The sequence below is a fragment of the Pseudomonas sp. YY-1 genome, from assembly GCF_002843095.1.
Classification (GTDB): Bacteria; Pseudomonadota; Gammaproteobacteria; order Pseudomonadales; family Pseudomonadaceae; genus Aquipseudomonas; species Aquipseudomonas sediminis_A.
In genome coordinates, this window is record NZ_PJLX01000004.1 from 1 (window position 1) to 14499 (window position 14499).

Here is a 14499-nt window from a genome sequence, read left to right on the forward strand (position 1 = left end):
GCGCGTCAAGCTTATTTTGCAGTTTTATTACTCAGCTTTGAGGGTGATACGCGCAAAGGCCCTCTTGCCGGCCTGACAGACATGAGCAGAACCCAGTTTGAACAGGAAGGTGCGATCAACCACTTCACCATCGACGCGCACGCCTCCCGAGCCCAACAGGTCGCGAGCAACCGCAGCATTTTTCACCAGGCCTGCTTTATTAAGGACGGACGAGATCGGCATATCTTCAGCCGATACCAGTTCGACCTCGGGCAGATCTTCCGGCAGCTCGCCATCCTTCATACGGTTGCCAGCGGAACGGTGAGCATTGGCCGCAGCCTCTTCACCATGAAAGCGCGCCACAAGCTCTTCGGCCAGCTTGATCTTGATATCACGCGGGTTCGCACCCTGCTCGACATCGCGCTTGAACTGCTCGATCTCCTCCATGGAGCGGAAGCTGAGCAGCTCGAAGTATCGCCACATCAGCGCATCAGGCATGGACACGAGCTTGTTGTACATCACACCCGGCGCTTCCTGGATGCCCACGTAGTTGCCCAGAGACTTGGACATCTTCTTCACGCCATCGAGGCCTTCCAGCAACGGCATGGTGACGATGCACTGCGACGCCTGCCCATAGGCTCTCTGCAACTCGCGCCCCATCAGCAGATTGAACTTCTGGTCAGTGCCGCCCAGTTCGACATCGGCTTTCAGCGCCACGGAGTCATAACCCTGCACCAGCGGATAGAGAAACTCGTGAATGGCGATCGGCTGGTTGCTGCTGTAGCGCTTGTCGAAGTCATCACGCTCCAGCATGCGCGCCACCGTGTACTGCGACGTCAGACGAATGAAATCGGCAGGCCCCATCTGGTCCATCCAGGTGGAGTTGAAGGCCACCTCGGTCTTGGCCGGGTCGAGAATCTTGAAGACCTGCTGTTTATAGGTCTCGGCATTATCCAGAACCTGCTCACGGGTCAGCGGCGGACGAGTAGCGCTCTTACCGCTGGGGTCACCGATCATTCCGGTGAAATCCCCAATCAGGAAGATCACATGGTGGCCGAGTTCCTGGAACTGGCGCAGCTTATTAATAAGAACGGTATGGCCGAGGTGCAGATCTGGAGCAGTAGGGTCGAAACCCGCCTTGATCCGCAGCGGCTGACCACGCTTGAGCTTTTCGACCAGCTCAGCCTCAACCAGAACCTCTTCCGCACCGCGCTTGATCAGCGCCAGCTGCTCTTCAACCGACTTCATAAAATGACTCACAATGACCTTGTTCGAAAGGGAACCAACCATACAAGAACGCCGACAAATCACAAGTTTTGCTCAGCGTAAGGCAGACCATGCGCCGATCATCATCTGCAGGGTTGCCTCTCGGCGGTTTTGGTTATATTTTATACAGTTAGTGCATATTCATCATGCTCTTCTTTTAATCTTCATCTTTTCACTTCAAAAGCAGCCCTATGACCTCTACACCTAAAGCGCCGCCGCTCTATCCAAAGACCCATATTCTTGCAGCGAGCGGCGTAGCCGCGTTGCTCAGCCTTGCCCTCCTGGTTTTTCCTTCGCGTGAAGTCGAGGCACAGAAAACCTTCATAGACCTGGATCTGGGCAACGATGCCGAGATGGCGCTACAGGAAAAGGATGACCTCCGAGCGGGACTACCAGTGCCAGGCGCCGTCTCGCCATTCGCCGAGATCGAGCAAGGCACCGACACTGCCGAATACAGCGCACAAGACGCTGACGAAGACCTCCTAGAAACAGCCGACTCCTCTCCTCCCTCCGATCCCAACCACCACAACATCACGGTCAGTAATGGCGATACGCTTTCTACCGTGTTCGCCAAGGTCGGTCTGAGCGCCAACGATCTGCATGAGGCCCTGAACAGTAATAAAGAGGCCAAACAATTCAGCCGCCTTAAAGTGGGCCAGGTGCTGGACTTCGAACTGAACGAAGACGGCAAGCTGAAAAGCCTGCAGAGCAAACTCAGCGACCTGGAAACCATTCGCCTGAGCCGTACCGATAAAGGCTTCGATTTCCAGCGCGACCAGGTCAAGCCTGAGGTGGTCACCGCTTACAGCCGTGGCGTGATTAACAGCTCGCTGTTTCTCTCCGCCAAACGTGCAGGCCTGTCGCATAGCCTGACCATGGACCTGGCCAACGTATTTGGTTACGACATCGACTTCGCCATGGATATTCGCGAAGGGGACGAGTTCGAAGTGATCTACGAAGAGAAGGTGGTCAACGGCAAACGTGTCGGCACCGGCAATATTCTCTCGGCGCGCTTCACCAACCGCGGCAAGACCTACACCGCCGTGCGCTACACCAGCAAGCAAGGCATCACCAGCTACTACAACGCCGATGGCGAGAGCATGCGCAAGGCGTTCATCCGTACGCCGGTGGACTTCGCTCGCATCAGCTCGCGCTTCTCCACTGGGCGCAAGCACCCGATCCTGAACAAGATTCGCGCGCACAAGGGTGTCGACTATGCCGCGCCACGTGGCACGCCGATCAAGGCTGCCGGTGACGGTCGCGTAACACTGGCAGGTCGTAATGGCGGCTACGGTAATACCGTGATCATCCAGCACGGCCAGCGCTACCGCACTCTTTACGCACACATGCAGGGTTTTGCCAAAGGTGTTCGCAACGGTTCGAACGTCAAGCAAGGCCAGATCATCGGTTACATCGGTACCACCGGGCTCTCCACCGGCCCTCACCTGCACTATGAATTCCAGGTCAACGGCGTACACGTAGATCCACTCAGCCAGAAGCTGCCGATGGCCGACCCGATTGCAGCGAGCGAGAAGCAACGCTTCATGCAACTGAGCAAGCCGCTGATGGCGCGCATGGACCAGGAAAAGACCACCATGCTAGCCGCTAACCAGCAGTAAGCCGTGCCCCTCTATATTGGTGTGATGTCCGGCACCAGCCTGGACGGGCTGGACATCGCGCTGATCGATCTGGATCAGCGCCCCAAACTCCTCGCAACGCTCTACCGCCCCATGCCAGAACAACTGCGTAGCGACCTCCTGGCGCTGTGCACCTCGGGCGATGATGAGCTGGCGCGCGCAGCCATCGCAGAACAGCGCTGGGTCGAATTGGCCGCTGTCGCCATCAACGAACTCCTGCAGCAACAGAACCTTACCGCGCAGCAGATTCGCGCCATCGGCAGCCATGGCCAGACCGTGCGCCATGAGCCTGCACGCGGCTTCACCATTCAGATCGGCAATCCAGCGCTGCTGGCCGAGCTCACCGGGATTTGCGTGGTCGGCGATTTTCGTCGCCGCGATGTGGCAGCCGGCGGACAAGGGGCTCCCTTGGTCCCTGCTTTTCACCACGACCTGTTCGGCAACAGTCAACGTCATGTCGCCGTGCTCAATGTCGGCGGCTTCAGCAACCTCAGCCTGCTTTCACCCGGCCAGGAGGTTCTGGGATTCGACAGCGGCCCTGGTAACGTTCTGCTCGATGCCTGGATTCAGTATTGCCAGGGCCTGACCTATGACCGTGACGGCGCCTGGGCATCCAGCGGCAAGGTAGACGCAGAGCTGCTGTCGCGACTACTGAGCGATCCCTTCTTCGCCACCCAGGGTCCGAAGAGTACCGGCCGCGAGCTATTCAACCTCGACTGGCTGCTGGCCCATTTGCATGGATCACCGCGCCTGGCCAACGAAGATGTACAGGCGACCCTGGTAGAACTCACCGCACACAGCATCGTCAGCGCCTTGCGCAACGCGCAAGCTCACACTGATGTCCTGCTGGTGTGTGGCGGCGGTGCTCACAACGCTTGTCTGATGAAGCGCCTGAGCGAGATGCTGCCTGGAACCGAAGTCAGCAGCACCGCAGCTGCAGGTGTTGACCCGGACTGGGTCGAGGCAATGGCCTTCGCTTGGCTGGCACATTGCGCCCTTGAGGGCATTGCTGGCAATCGCCCGAGCGTGACCGGAGCCAGAGGCCTGCGCGTGCTCGGCGCCATCTACCCGGCCTGAAAACGAAAACGCCGCGCATAGAGCGCGGCGTCTGTCATCAGGCGAAGCATTCAGATCGAGAAGGACGACCCGCAACCACAGGTGGTGGTGGCGTTGGGGTTCTTGATCACGAAGCGCGAACCTTCCAGCCCCTCCTGATAGTCCACCTCGGAGCCCGCCAGATACTGGAAGCTCATGGCATCGACCACCAGGCTTACACCTTCACGCTCGACGATGGTGTCATCCTCGGCTACTTCCTCATCGAAGGTAAAACCGTACTGAAAGCCCGAGCAGCCGCCGCCCGTGACGAACACGCGCAGCTTCAGGCGCGGATTGCCCTCTTCATCGACCAGGTTCTTCACCTTGCCGGCCGCGCCCTGGGTGAAGTGCAAGGGGGCAGGGGTGAAGGTTTCGACGCTCATTCTGGACTCCCGGCGCTATGCGCCATACTGCTTTGGGCGTGCATTATCCGCTTGCCCGACGAAATTGGTCAACTATTGCTCGATTTCCAGCGTCGCCGGAAGCTCGAGTGGCCGCTCACCATCCTTGAGGTGACAGAGGCGCCCTTCGATCTGCGCCCCCATGGCCATCTCCATAAGGCCGTAATGCAGGTTACCGCGAACCCGGGAGCGCGAGCCTAGTTCCAGATGGCCGCTGGCGAACACATCACCATTCACCTCGCCATCGATCACTATATGGGGTGCACGTATCTCACCTTCAACCAGGCCGCCCGCGCTCACGCGCACCAGACCTTCGGTAGCCAGCAGATTACCGGTGACCCGACCGTCCACTTGCACTGCGCCCTGAAAGCGCATGTCGCCTAACAGCTCAGCGCCAGCGGCAATCAGGCTGGTCTTACCGCTGAAACGCTGCAAGTCGGGTTTGGTCTTGTCTTTACTCCACATGGGTGGCTATCGCTCCTGATTTTATCCATTCGAATGTACGGCTCAGCGGTTTGTCGCCCTCGACCTCAGCCTGCACCTTGACCTGACGCGGCTCGAAGCCCTCAGGTAGTTGTAGCTCGCCAAAACGACCCGCCTCGGGGAAGGACTGGAAGTGCTTGAAGGAGAACGCAATGCTGCTCTCGCTGACCTCGTCGGACAGCGCCGCGAGCTCCAGCACAGCCGGCTTACCGTTCTGCTGCCCTTCGATCGTAATGCGCAAACGCCCCTGCAATGCGTCATCACTGGCGCCGACTCGGCTCATCAGCAATTTGTAGCGGAATCGTAGCGGCACGTCCGTGGCTTGCAACTCAAAGGCACGAATGCGAATGCCTTCACGACGGCTGGCAGGTGCCAGCACACCTTTGTAGAAGGCCAGGTCCTGCTGTTGCTTGAAGATCTGCTCCTCCAGCAACTTGATGGTGCGACGATTCTGCTCCATGGCTTGCTGAGTGACTTTGTCGCTACTGCCGACCACAGCCAGACGCTGGCGCAACAGTTCCAGCTCCTGCTCCTGTTCGGCAACGCGAGTCAACAACGCATGTGGCTCTTCGGCTGCCTGCGTAGGCTGCACTTGTGGCCAGTACCAACCCAGGGCAAAGGCCGCTGGCACAGCGAGCACCAGCAGCAGTTGCAGCCAGCGACGCCTGCGCTCACGGCGCGGATCGCTGAGGCGGACCTCCCAGCCAGGTATCACGGCAGCAGGGCCGCGTGCGACAGGCCGAGGCGCTCGTCGAGACCGAAAAGAATGTTCATGTTCTGCACCGCCTGACCGGATGCGCCCTTGACCAGGTTGTCGATCACCGAGAGCACCACCACCAGATCGCCGCCTTGCGGACGGTGCACGGCGATGCGGCAAACATTGCCTCCGCGCACGCTACGGGTTTCCGGGTGACTGCCCGCCGGCATGACATCGACGAACGGCTCGCCGGCGTAACGCTTCTCGAACAGCGCCTGAAGATCGACCGAGGTATCGGCCACGCGTGCATAAAGGGTCGAGTGAATGCCGCGAATCATCGGCGTCAGGTGTGGAACGAAGGTCAGACCAACGTCGCTGCCTGCGGCCTGGCGCAGCCCCTGACGAATTTCCGGGAGGTGACGATGGCCCTTGACCGAGTAGGCCTTCATGCTTTCGCCAGCCTCACAGAACAACGAACCAACGCTGGCTCCGCGGCCCGCACCGCTGACGCCGCTCTTGCAGTCGGCGATCAAGCTGCCGACATCGGCCAAGCCGGCTTCCAGCAGCGGAATCAGGCCGAGCTGAGTAGCGGTCGGGTAGCAGCCGGGTACGGCGATCAGACGCGCGGTCTTGATCGCCTCTCGGTTGACCTCGGGCAGACCATATACCGCCTCACTCAGCAGCTCGGGCGCGCCATGAGGCTGGCCGTACCACTTGGCCCACTCCTCGGCGTCCTGCAAACGAAAATCGGCGGACAGATCGATCACTCGCGTGCCTGCGGCCAGCAGTTCACCCGCCAGCGCGTGAGCCACACCGTGGGGGGTGGCGAAGAACACCACGTCACAGGCGCCCAATGTGGCAACGTCCGGCACGCTGAAAGCCAGATTCGGGTAGTGACCGCGCAGGTTGGGGTACATCTCATCAACGCGCAGGCCGGCCTCGGAACGGGAAGTGATCACGGTCACCTCTGCCTGCGGGTGTTGCGCCAGCAGACGCAGCAGTTCGACACCGGTGTAGCCCGTGCCGCCGACGATACCGACCTTGATCATCACATGCCCCTTTGCAAAAGCCATTGGAAAGCTGCCGATGATAAAGCCGCATCGGCCAAGCTCCAACCACGGAGGTGACGCAGGGCGTCAGCTGCCTCTACTATCGAGGCCATTTTTTTTCAGCGCGGGAAGCGAAAATGCTCTATCTCTGGCTCAAGGCTCTGCACATCATCGCCATGGTATGCTGGTTCGCCGGCCTGTTCTACCTGCCACGCTTGTTCGTCTATCACGCCATGAGCAGCGACGCCGCCAGCCACGAACGTTTCTGCATCATGGAGCGCAAGCTGTATCGCGGCATCATGATTCCCTCAATGATCGCCACGCTGGGCCTGGGCATCTGGTTACTCAGCCTCAACTCGGCGTACTACTTCACGCAAGGCTGGATGCACGCCAAGCTTACGCTGGTGGTGGCGTTGGTGATCTATCACCACTTGTGCGGGGCTCAGCTCAAGCGCTTTGCTCGCGGCGAGAACAGCCGCAGTCACGTGTTCTATCGTTGGTTCAATGAAGCCCCGGTACTGGCACTGCTGGGCATCGTCATCCTGGTCGTTGTCCGCCCCTTATAAGGAATTCGCCATGTCTCTGCCTGCCCTGCTCGAAGAACGCCTGCGCCTGCCCTTGGTAGCTGCACCGATGTTTCTGGTATCCAACCCGGCGCTGGTCAGTGCCTGCTGCAACAGCGGCATTGTCGGCAGCTTTCCGGCGCTGAACCAGCGCGAGAGCGCCGGTTTCGCCGCCTGGCTCGACGAGATCGAAGCGAGCCTGGCGAGCAATGCTGCCCCCTACGCCGTCAACTTGATCGTGCATGACAGCAACCCACGCCTACAGGCGGATCTGGCCATCTGCGTCGAACGCCGCGTACCGATCGTCATCACCAGCCTGGGCGCGGTGAAGGAAGTGGTCGATGCCGTGCACAGCTATGGCGGCCTGGTGTTCCATGACGTGACAACCCGCCGCCATGCCGAAAAAGCTGCCGAGGCTGGCGTGGATGGTCTGATCGCCGTGGCAGCTGGCGCGGGCGGCCACGCCGGCACCTGGAGCCCCTTTGCCCTGCTGGCCGAGATTCGTCAATTCTTCGACAAGACCGTGCTGCTGTCAGGCTGCCTCAACCACGGCCACGAGATCCTCGCGGCACAACTGCTCGGTGCCGACCTGGCCTATATGGGGACCCGCTTTATCGCCACCCAGCAAAACAATGCCTCCGAAGACTACAAGCACATGATTCTCGGTGCCCGGGCCGCCGATATCATCCATACGCCGGCTGTGTCCGGTGTGCCGGCAAGCTTCATGCGCCAGAGCCTGGAACAGGCCGGCTACGGCTTGAAGCAGTTGCAGAACAAGGCCGATATCAACTACGGCGAGAAGCTCAAGCCGATGGATGAAGAAGCCAAGGCCTGGAAGACCGTCTGGTCGGCCGGCCAGGGGGTCGGTGGCATTGACGACCTGCCATCGGTGCAGGAGCTGATAGCGCGCCTCGACCGCGAATATCGCGCCGCACTGACGCGCAGCCAGCAGCTGGGGCAATGCTGGCCACGATGAAACGCCGCCACCTGCTCGGTCTGAGCGCGCTCGGCTTACTCGGTGGTTGGGCGCTGCGTCCAACTGATCACGGTCGTGAGCATGACGCCTACTTCGCCGAGCTCAACCGGCAGTTGCAGCGCGATAGCGAGGGCATTCCGACCCTGCTGCTCGACCTTGATCGACTAGACGCCAACGCCGACCTGCTGGCCGCAAGACTGGGCGGCCGCCTCCAGCTGCGCCTGGTCGCCAAGTCGCTGTCCAGCACCGGCCTGCTGGAATACCTGGCCAAGCGCCTGCAGACCCAGCGTTTCATGGTCTTTCATCAGCCACAGCTCAATCGCCTGGCCAGGAGCTTTCCACATGCCGATCTGCTGCTTGGCAAATCTTTGCCGGTAGCTGCAGCCCTGAACTTCTATCGCCAGCTTGCGCACCATCTGGATTTCGATCCCGACCACCAGGTGACTTGGCTGATCGACAGCCAGCAACGTCTGGTGCAGTACAGTGAGCTGGCCAAGGCGCTGGGGCGACCGCTGCGCATCGCACTGGAAATCGACGTTGGCCTGGAGCGCGGCGGTTTCGCCACCCCGCAGGCGTTTGCTCAGGCGCTGCAGCTGCTTCGCCAGCAGCCGGCACTGCGACTGCAGGGTCTGATGGGTTATGACGCGCACGTCGCGCACAGCCCGCCCTGGCAGACCCCGTTGCGAGCATTCAGCGAGACCGATGAGCGCTATCGACTATTCATCAGCAGCGCCCAGCAATTCAGCGATCTTTGGCCGGCAAAGCCGCTGCTCAACGGTGCTGGCAGCCTGACCTACCCGCTGCACAGCCAGCAGGAGACTTCGCTCAATGAAGTCGCTGTCGGTTCAGCCCTGCTCAAGCCCGCGGAGTTCGACACGCCACTGCTCAAGGAGCATCAGCCAGCCCTGTGGATCGCCAGCCCCGTGCTCAAGGCGGTCGACGGCGCCCTGCCCTATCTGCAACCGCTGCAACCTTTGATCAGTGCCTGGAACCCCAACCGCGAGCATGCCTACTACCTCTATGGCGGTCGCTGGCCGGCGCAGCCTGTTTCACCTGCGGGGCTCGACTACGACGACCTGTATGGCCGTAGCGCCAATCAAGAGCGCCTGATCGGTGGTAACGGTACACAACTGACGAGCAACGACTGGGTATTTCTGCGCCCAGCGATCAGCGAAGGTGTGTTGGGTGATTTCAGCGAAATACGTCTACTACGCCGCGGCCAACTGGTCGGCCGCTGGAGCACAATAGGCAATGCCTGAAAAATGCCTGCCCATGGCGCTTCAGGCCGCTTGTATATTGGCCTCGCGGCACTCTAGGCTTATGCCTCGCCCGCATTGACCGGGCACTTTGCTCCCCCACCCTTCCCGCCGACAAGGAAGCTCGCATGAACCCACCGCGTTACAAGATCGTGTTCGACGGCCAACTGATGCCCGAGGCGTCGTTGGAAATGGTCAAGACAAACCTGGCCCGCCTGTTCAAGAGCGACCTTGCTCGTATCGACAGTCTGTTCAGCGGAACGCCGGTGGCGCTCAAGCGTGATCTGAGCGAAAGCGAGGCAGAGCAGTACCTCAGCGCCCTGCAGAAGGCGGGGGCCAACGTGCGCAGGGAGCTGGATCAGGCCGCCAGCCTGAGCCTGGTGCCGACCGAGGCTGAAACCGAGCAGGCTGCGGACGCGGCCACACCGCACATGACCTGTCCCAAATGTGGTCATCAGCAGGCCAAGGCGAGCGAGTGCTCCGCCTGCGGCATCATCATCGAGAAATACCTCGCCCGTCAGGCTCAACTGGCCGAAGCTGCTCCAGCCACAGCCACAGCCGCAGCGCCTGCCGCAGCGACTGCATCGCCCTATGCGCCGCCACAGGCGAATGTCGCCGAACAATTGCCGCAATACTCCGAGCTCAAGGTCCTCGGCGTCAGCGGCCGGATCGGCCGCGTGCGTTACCTCGGCTGGCTGATGGCGATGACACTGTGCTTCATCCCGATCATGTTGATCGGTACCGGCATTGCAGCGATGTCTTCGACCCTGGCCATGCTAGCGCTGGGCATCGTCAGTATTGCCGCGGTGGTGATCGGTATCTTCATCGGCGTGCAGCGTCTGCATGATATCGGTTGGTCCGGCTGGCTGCTGCTGGTGCACCTGATCCCGGTAGTCGGCAGCGTGTTCGCCCTGCTGATGCTGATCATCCCGGGCACTCAAGGCGTCAACCGCTACGGCCCACCACCCCCCCCCAACAGCACCGCAGTCAAGGTACTGGCCTGGTTGTTCCTGCTCATCCCCATCAGCGGCATCGTCGCTGCCATCGCCATTCCCCAGTATCAGGGCTATGTCGAGCGCGCCGCCGAGTATCAGGAGCAGTAATTCCCGACCATGCGCAGCTATGCATTGATCACCGGCGCGTCCAGCGGCATTGGCCTGGCCTTGGCAGAAGCCCTGGCACGCCGGGGGCGCAACCTGATCCTGGTGGCGCGCCGGCGTGATGCGCTGGAAAGCATCGCCTGCGAGCTGGCCCAGCGCTTCGGCGTCGAGGTGCTGTTTCGACTCTGCGACCTGAGCGAGCCGCTACAACTGTCCGGCCTGTTGATGGAGCTTGAGGAAGGCCAGTGGCACGTCGATCTGCTGGTGAACAACGCCGGCCTTGGCTGCGCAGGTCCGTTCCTGGAACAGGACTGGAGTCGCGAGCTGGAGCAACTGGAAGTCAACGTGCTGGCGTTGACCCGCCTGTGTCACGCATTCGGTCAGCGCATGGCCGAGCACGGCAGCGGGCAGATTCTCAACGTCGCCTCGGTCGCGGCCTTCCAGCCCGGCCCCTGGATGAGCAGCTACTACGCCAGCAAGGCCTATGTGCTGAACTTTTCCGAGGGTTTGCGCGAGGAGCTGAGAGGGCGCGGCGTGCGTGTGTCAGTGCTCTGCCCTGGCCCGACCCACAGCGCCTTCTTCCGCGCCGCACAGATGGACGTCGCGCGGATCGCCGGCAGCAAGCTGATGATGAGCGCCGAGGAGGTCGCGCTGATCACCGTTCGCGCACTGGAAAAGAACCGCGCCATCATCATCCCTGGCTGGCGCAACCGCCTGCTGGCCCTGAGTCCACGTCTCGGACCGCGCTGGCTGGTGCGCAAGCTCAGTGGTCGCCTGACCCGTCCCTTAACCGGCGCCTGATCGGCTGTTCAGCCGGCATTAACCGTCCGCCCATCTGCCCACTCCCGCAGCGCCATCAATCGCTCGGCCATTACCACCGACAGCGGCGCCGTGCTTTGTAGTGCGCGTAGCAGCAATCCCTGATCGACCGCCTGCTGCTGCGCCTGACCTGCGTAGAGCGCGCTGACCACCGCCTGCTCGATCTCGGCGCCGGAGTAGCCCTCGCTGGCAGCAGCGAGTTGCGCGAGATCGAAGGTGTCTGGCTCCAGTTCACGGCGCTGCAGGTGGATACGGAAGATGTCGGCCCGCACCTCTGCACTGGGTAGGTCGACGAAGAACAGTTCGTCGAAGCGCCCCTTGCGTACCAGCTCGGGCGGCAGACGGTCGATGGCATTGGCCGTAGCCACCACGAACACTGGCGCCTTACGCTCGGCCATCCAGGTCAGCAGGGTGCCGAGTACCCGCTGGCTCACGCCGCCATCGTGGTCGCCACTGGCAAGCCCTTTTTCCACCTCGTCCATCCACAGCACGCAGGGTGCCATCTGTTCGGCCAGACGCAGTGCCTCGCGCAGGTTGCGCTCGGTCTCGCCGAAGAACTTGTTGTACAGGCAAGCGAAATCCAGACGCAGTAGCGGCAAGCCCCAGAGTCCGGCCACTGCCTTGGCCGCCAGGCTCTTGCCGCCGCCCTGTACCCCGACCAGCATCACGCCTTTCGGCGCATCGAGGAGCTTGCCCTCGAGAAAGCCAGCCTGACGTTCAGCCAACCAGCGTTTGAGATTGACCAACCCGCCGACTTCGGCGAAGCGTGCGGTGTCGTATTCGAAGCTGAGCACGCCCTCCAGATCCAGCAGCTGGAACTTGGTCTTGTTCAGTTCAGGGATGTCTTCCTGAGTGATCGCGCCGTCGTCGCAGATCACGTTGCGCGCCAGCGCGCGTGCCTCGGCATGGCTCAGGCCGCGCAGATTCTTCACCACCTGCTGCAGCGTGCGGTTGTCGGTGCGCACGCGAGCGCCGCGATTGCCTTCGCTCCAGCGCGTCGCCTCATCACGCACGATGCCCAGCAGCTCGTCTTCCGACGGCAGCGCGAGACTGAAACGTGCCGCGAAACGCTGCACTTCAGCAGGCAGTTTGAGCGCATGCGACACCAGCACCAGCGTCGGCTTGTGCACTGCCTCGCTCATGGCGATTTCCTTGAGCAAGCGTACCAGCCTGGGGTTGTCATCAAGGAAGGGATGCAGGTCGCACATCACGTAGAGGTTCGGCTGCAGATCGGCCTTGATCATGCGCAGCGCCGCTTCCGGCTCAAGGGTCGGTGATTCATCCACCGACGCGCCACCGAAGCCCAGGCGCTGCAGGCCCTCGGTCACTGACCAGGTATGCAGGCCGAGACCGCGCTTGATCGCCAAACCGGTCAGGGTTTCCAGCACGCGCAGCTCGTCCCAGGACTCGATCACCACCAGCTTGACCTTGGAGTCCAGCACCAGCCCAAGATCATGAATATCGTTCTTCAACACCGACTCCTTGTGAGATTTGGCCAGCCAGGCACGCAGGGTTACCATCCGCGGTTTAACAGAATCGAGAACTTACAGCATGGGCCGCCTGAACACGCAGATCGTCGCCGGAGGCATCACGCCGTGCAAGTGCTGAACGCGCGTCACATCACAGTATCCATGACCATCGCGGCCGGCCTGCTGGTTAACCTGCCGGCCGTCGCCATCGAAACCATCAGCGACCCGTTGCCCAGCGGTGCCCGAGGCCCCGAGATGGTGGTGATTCCAGCTGGCGAGTTTCGTATGGGCGATGCCAGCGGTCGTGGCAATGACAACGAGCGCCCGCCACGGGCGATTGTGCTCGATCAAGCCTTCGCCATCGGCCGCTACGAGGTCACCTTCGCCGACTGGCAGAAATACGCCGACGCCAACGAATTGCCCATGCCTGACAACGAGGGCTGGGGCCTTTCGGCGCAGCGCCCGGTGATTCATGTTTCCTGGCGCGACGCTCACGCCTACACCCAGTGGTTGTCACGCGAGACGGGCGCGCGCTATCGCCTGCCGACCGAAGCCGAATGGGAGTATGCAGCGCGTGGCGGCAGCCAGAGCTACTACTGGTGGGGCGACCAGCTCGACAGTAGCGAGCAGGCGCCACGCGCTCACTGCCGCGGCTGCGCCAGCTCGCGCCTGTTACGCAACAAGACGGCAGCCGTCGGCCAGTTCCCGGCCAACGGCTTCGGCTTGCATGACACCGCGGGCAATGTCTGGGAATGGACGGCCTCGAACTTCACCCAGCGCTTCGATGGTAGTGAAACGCAGAGTGCCAGCTTGCTCGACAACAGCCCGCGCGTGGTGCGAGGCGGCGCCTGGAACAGCGGTCCGGTCTATCTGCGCAGCAGCATGCGCGACCTCAAGCAACCGCATCACCGCGACTATGCGCTGGGGTTTCGCGTGCTGCGCGAGCTGCCCTGAGCGCGGACGATCTGGTGACTTTGCAGTAAACTAGTCAGGTTGTTTCTTCTGGAGGTGCCTTATGGCCAGCGAACGCCAGTATTCCCCCGTCGACCGCCTGCTACTGCAAGCCGATGCCGCGCTGCGCACGCTGTTGCCATTCAGCGGTGCCTCGGGCCGCCCCTCGCCCGCCATCGTGCAGAACGACAGCGAGCTGAGCAGCGAGGAGTCGCGTCACGTAGCCGGTCTGATGCGCATCAACCACACCGGCGAGGTCTGCGCCCAGGCGCTCTATCAGGGTCAGGCGCTGACCGCCAAACTGCCGGAAGTGCGTAGTGCCATGGAGCATGCGGCCGACGAGGAAATCGACCACCTGGCCTGGTGCGAGCAGCGCATCCGCGAACTGGGTAGCCACCCGAGCGTGCTGAACCCGCTGTTCTATGGCCTGTCCTTCGGTGTGGGCGCCGTCGCCGGCCTGGTCAGTGATCGCGTCAGCCTGGGTTTCGTCGCAGCCACTGAAGATCAGGTGTGCAAACACCTGGATGAGCATCTGGAACAACTACCCGAGCACGACACCAAGTCGCGCGCCATCCTCGAGCAGATGCGCGTCGACGAACAGCAACATGCCAACAGTGCCATGGCAGCCGGCGGCGTGCGTTTCCCGGCACCAGTCAAGTTCGGCATGACCTTGCTGTCGAAGGTCATGACCAAGAGCACCTACCGCATCTGAAACGAACGAGGGCGCCAATCGGCGCCCTCGTCATTTCCAGCGGACC

At 61.7% G+C, this 14499-nt stretch carries 15 protein-coding genes; 9 read left to right on the forward strand and 6 right to left on the reverse strand.

The features are described from left to right. Positions 1 to 27 precede the first annotated feature (27 nt). Positions 28 to 1227 carry a tyrosine--tRNA ligase gene (gene tyrS / locus CXP40_RS06845; protein WP_106733170.1) on the reverse strand — a complete coding sequence of 400 codons (1200 nt, stop codon included), beginning with the start codon at positions 1225 to 1227 and terminating at the stop codon, positions 28 to 30. Positions 1228 to 1436: 209 nt separating this feature from the next. Here tyrS and CXP40_RS06850 point away from each other — a divergent pair, with 209 nt between their 5' ends. Together CXP40_RS06850 and CXP40_RS06855 are read left to right on the forward strand one after the other, a co-directional pair. Continuing rightward, the gene (locus CXP40_RS06850; RefSeq protein ID WP_106733171.1) at positions 1437 to 2864 is read left to right on the forward strand and encodes a peptidoglycan DD-metalloendopeptidase family protein; all 1428 of its coding nucleotides are present in this window, start codon (positions 1437 to 1439) and stop codon (positions 2862 to 2864) included. 3 nt (positions 2865 to 2867) lie between these two features. Next, on the forward strand, positions 2868 to 3959 hold the full coding sequence (locus CXP40_RS06855; protein ID WP_106733172.1) for an anhydro-N-acetylmuramic acid kinase: 1092 nt from the start codon (positions 2868 to 2870) through the stop codon (positions 3957 to 3959). Between the two features lie 50 nt (positions 3960 to 4009). On the opposite strand, the gene erpA is transcribed toward CXP40_RS06855, so the two are convergent. The 4 genes from erpA to argC form a co-directional block, all read right to left on the reverse strand. Further along, positions 4010 to 4360: an iron-sulfur cluster insertion protein ErpA gene (gene erpA / locus CXP40_RS06860; RefSeq protein ID WP_099525802.1), complete on the reverse strand. Its 351-nt coding sequence runs from the start codon at positions 4358 to 4360 to the stop codon at positions 4010 to 4012. Positions 4361 to 4432: 72 nt separating this feature from the next. Continuing rightward, entirely contained in the window at positions 4433 to 4843 is a 411-nt protein-coding gene (locus CXP40_RS06865) for a polymer-forming cytoskeletal protein (RefSeq protein ID WP_106733173.1), read from the reverse strand. Further along, positions 4833 to 5576, reverse strand: coding sequence for a DUF6776 family protein (locus tag CXP40_RS23815; RefSeq protein ID WP_256579257.1), 744 nt, complete (start codon positions 5574 to 5576; stop codon positions 4833 to 4835). The genes CXP40_RS06865 and CXP40_RS23815 overlap by 11 nt, the downstream gene beginning before the upstream one ends. Further along, positions 5573 to 6607 carry an N-acetyl-gamma-glutamyl-phosphate reductase gene (gene argC, locus CXP40_RS06875; RefSeq protein ID WP_106733174.1) on the reverse strand — a complete coding sequence of 345 codons (1035 nt, stop codon included), beginning with the start codon at positions 6605 to 6607 and terminating at the stop codon, positions 5573 to 5575. The genes CXP40_RS23815 and argC overlap by 4 nt, the downstream gene beginning before the upstream one ends. 137 nt (positions 6608 to 6744) lie before the next feature. Between argC and hemJ the strand changes: the two genes are divergently transcribed. The 5 genes from hemJ to CXP40_RS06900 all read left to right on the forward strand — a co-directional run bounded on the left by hemJ (position 6745) and on the right by CXP40_RS06900 (position 11303). Continuing rightward, complete coding sequence (gene hemJ / locus CXP40_RS06880; protein ID WP_106733175.1) at positions 6745 to 7173, forward strand: protoporphyrinogen oxidase HemJ; 429 nt, start codon at positions 6745 to 6747, stop codon at positions 7171 to 7173. Positions 7174 to 7183: 10 nt separating this feature from the next. After that, positions 7184 to 8146 carry a nitronate monooxygenase family protein gene (locus tag CXP40_RS06885; RefSeq protein WP_106733176.1) on the forward strand — a complete coding sequence of 321 codons (963 nt, stop codon included), beginning with the start codon at positions 7184 to 7186 and terminating at the stop codon, positions 8144 to 8146. Then, on the forward strand, positions 8143 to 9405 hold the full coding sequence (locus CXP40_RS06890; RefSeq protein WP_106733392.1) for an alanine racemase: 1263 nt from the start codon (positions 8143 to 8145) through the stop codon (positions 9403 to 9405). The genes CXP40_RS06885 and CXP40_RS06890 overlap by 4 nt, the downstream gene beginning before the upstream one ends. A gap of 125 nt (positions 9406 to 9530) precedes the next feature. Next, positions 9531 to 10505: a DUF805 domain-containing protein gene (locus CXP40_RS06895; RefSeq protein WP_106733177.1), complete on the forward strand. Its 975-nt coding sequence runs from the start codon at positions 9531 to 9533 to the stop codon at positions 10503 to 10505. Between the two features lie 9 nt (positions 10506 to 10514). Further along, entirely contained in the window at positions 10515 to 11303 is a 789-nt protein-coding gene (locus tag CXP40_RS06900; protein ID WP_106733178.1) for an SDR family oxidoreductase, read from the forward strand. 8 nt (positions 11304 to 11311) lie between these two features. Here CXP40_RS06900 and CXP40_RS06905 read toward each other — a convergent pair whose 3' ends face one another. After that, positions 11312 to 12793: an AAA family ATPase gene (locus tag CXP40_RS06905; protein ID WP_106733393.1), complete on the reverse strand. Its 1482-nt coding sequence runs from the start codon at positions 12791 to 12793 to the stop codon at positions 11312 to 11314. Between the two features lie 123 nt (positions 12794 to 12916). Here CXP40_RS06905 and CXP40_RS06910 point away from each other — a divergent pair, with 123 nt between their 5' ends. Both CXP40_RS06910 and coq7 read left to right on the forward strand, forming a co-directional pair. Further along, positions 12917 to 13744 carry a formylglycine-generating enzyme family protein gene (locus CXP40_RS06910; RefSeq protein WP_106733179.1) on the forward strand — a complete coding sequence of 276 codons (828 nt, stop codon included), beginning with the start codon at positions 12917 to 12919 and terminating at the stop codon, positions 13742 to 13744. Between the two features lie 61 nt (positions 13745 to 13805). Beyond that, positions 13806 to 14453, forward strand: a complete 648-nt coding sequence (coq7, locus tag CXP40_RS06915; RefSeq protein ID WP_099525810.1) for a 2-polyprenyl-3-methyl-6-methoxy-1,4-benzoquinone monooxygenase — start codon at positions 13806 to 13808, stop codon at positions 14451 to 14453. Positions 14454 to 14499: the final 46 nt, after the last annotated feature.

What these genes read in the sequence shown, in the direction of transcription:
- CXP40_RS06865 (WP_106733173.1), bottom strand. Translation starts at nt 4,843, where the DNA reads ATGTGGAGTAAAGACAAGACCAAACCCGACTTGCAGCGTTTCAGCGGT.
- CXP40_RS06895 (WP_106733177.1), top strand. Translation starts at nt 9,531, where the DNA reads ATGAACCCACCGCGTTACAAGATCGTGTTCGACGGCCAACTGATGCCC.
- CXP40_RS06900 (WP_106733178.1), top strand. Translation starts at nt 10,515, where the DNA reads ATGCGCAGCTATGCATTGATCACCGGCGCGTCCAGCGGCATTGGCCTG.
- erpA (WP_099525802.1), bottom strand. Translation starts at nt 4,360, where the DNA reads ATGAGCGTCGAAACCTTCACCCCTGCCCCCTTGCACTTCACCCAGGGC.
- hemJ (WP_106733175.1), top strand. Translation starts at nt 6,745, where the DNA reads ATGCTCTATCTCTGGCTCAAGGCTCTGCACATCATCGCCATGGTATGC.
- CXP40_RS06890 (WP_106733392.1), top strand. Translation starts at nt 8,143, where the DNA reads ATGAAACGCCGCCACCTGCTCGGTCTGAGCGCGCTCGGCTTACTCGGT.
- CXP40_RS06885 (WP_106733176.1), top strand. Translation starts at nt 7,184, where the DNA reads ATGTCTCTGCCTGCCCTGCTCGAAGAACGCCTGCGCCTGCCCTTGGTA.
- CXP40_RS06850 (WP_106733171.1), top strand. Translation starts at nt 1,437, where the DNA reads ATGACCTCTACACCTAAAGCGCCGCCGCTCTATCCAAAGACCCATATT.
- argC (WP_106733174.1), bottom strand. Translation starts at nt 6,607, where the DNA reads ATGATCAAGGTCGGTATCGTCGGCGGCACGGGCTACACCGGTGTCGAA.
- tyrS (WP_106733170.1), bottom strand. Translation starts at nt 1,227, where the DNA reads ATGAAGTCGGTTGAAGAGCAGCTGGCGCTGATCAAGCGCGGTGCGGAA.
- coq7 (WP_099525810.1), top strand. Translation starts at nt 13,806, where the DNA reads ATGGCCAGCGAACGCCAGTATTCCCCCGTCGACCGCCTGCTACTGCAA.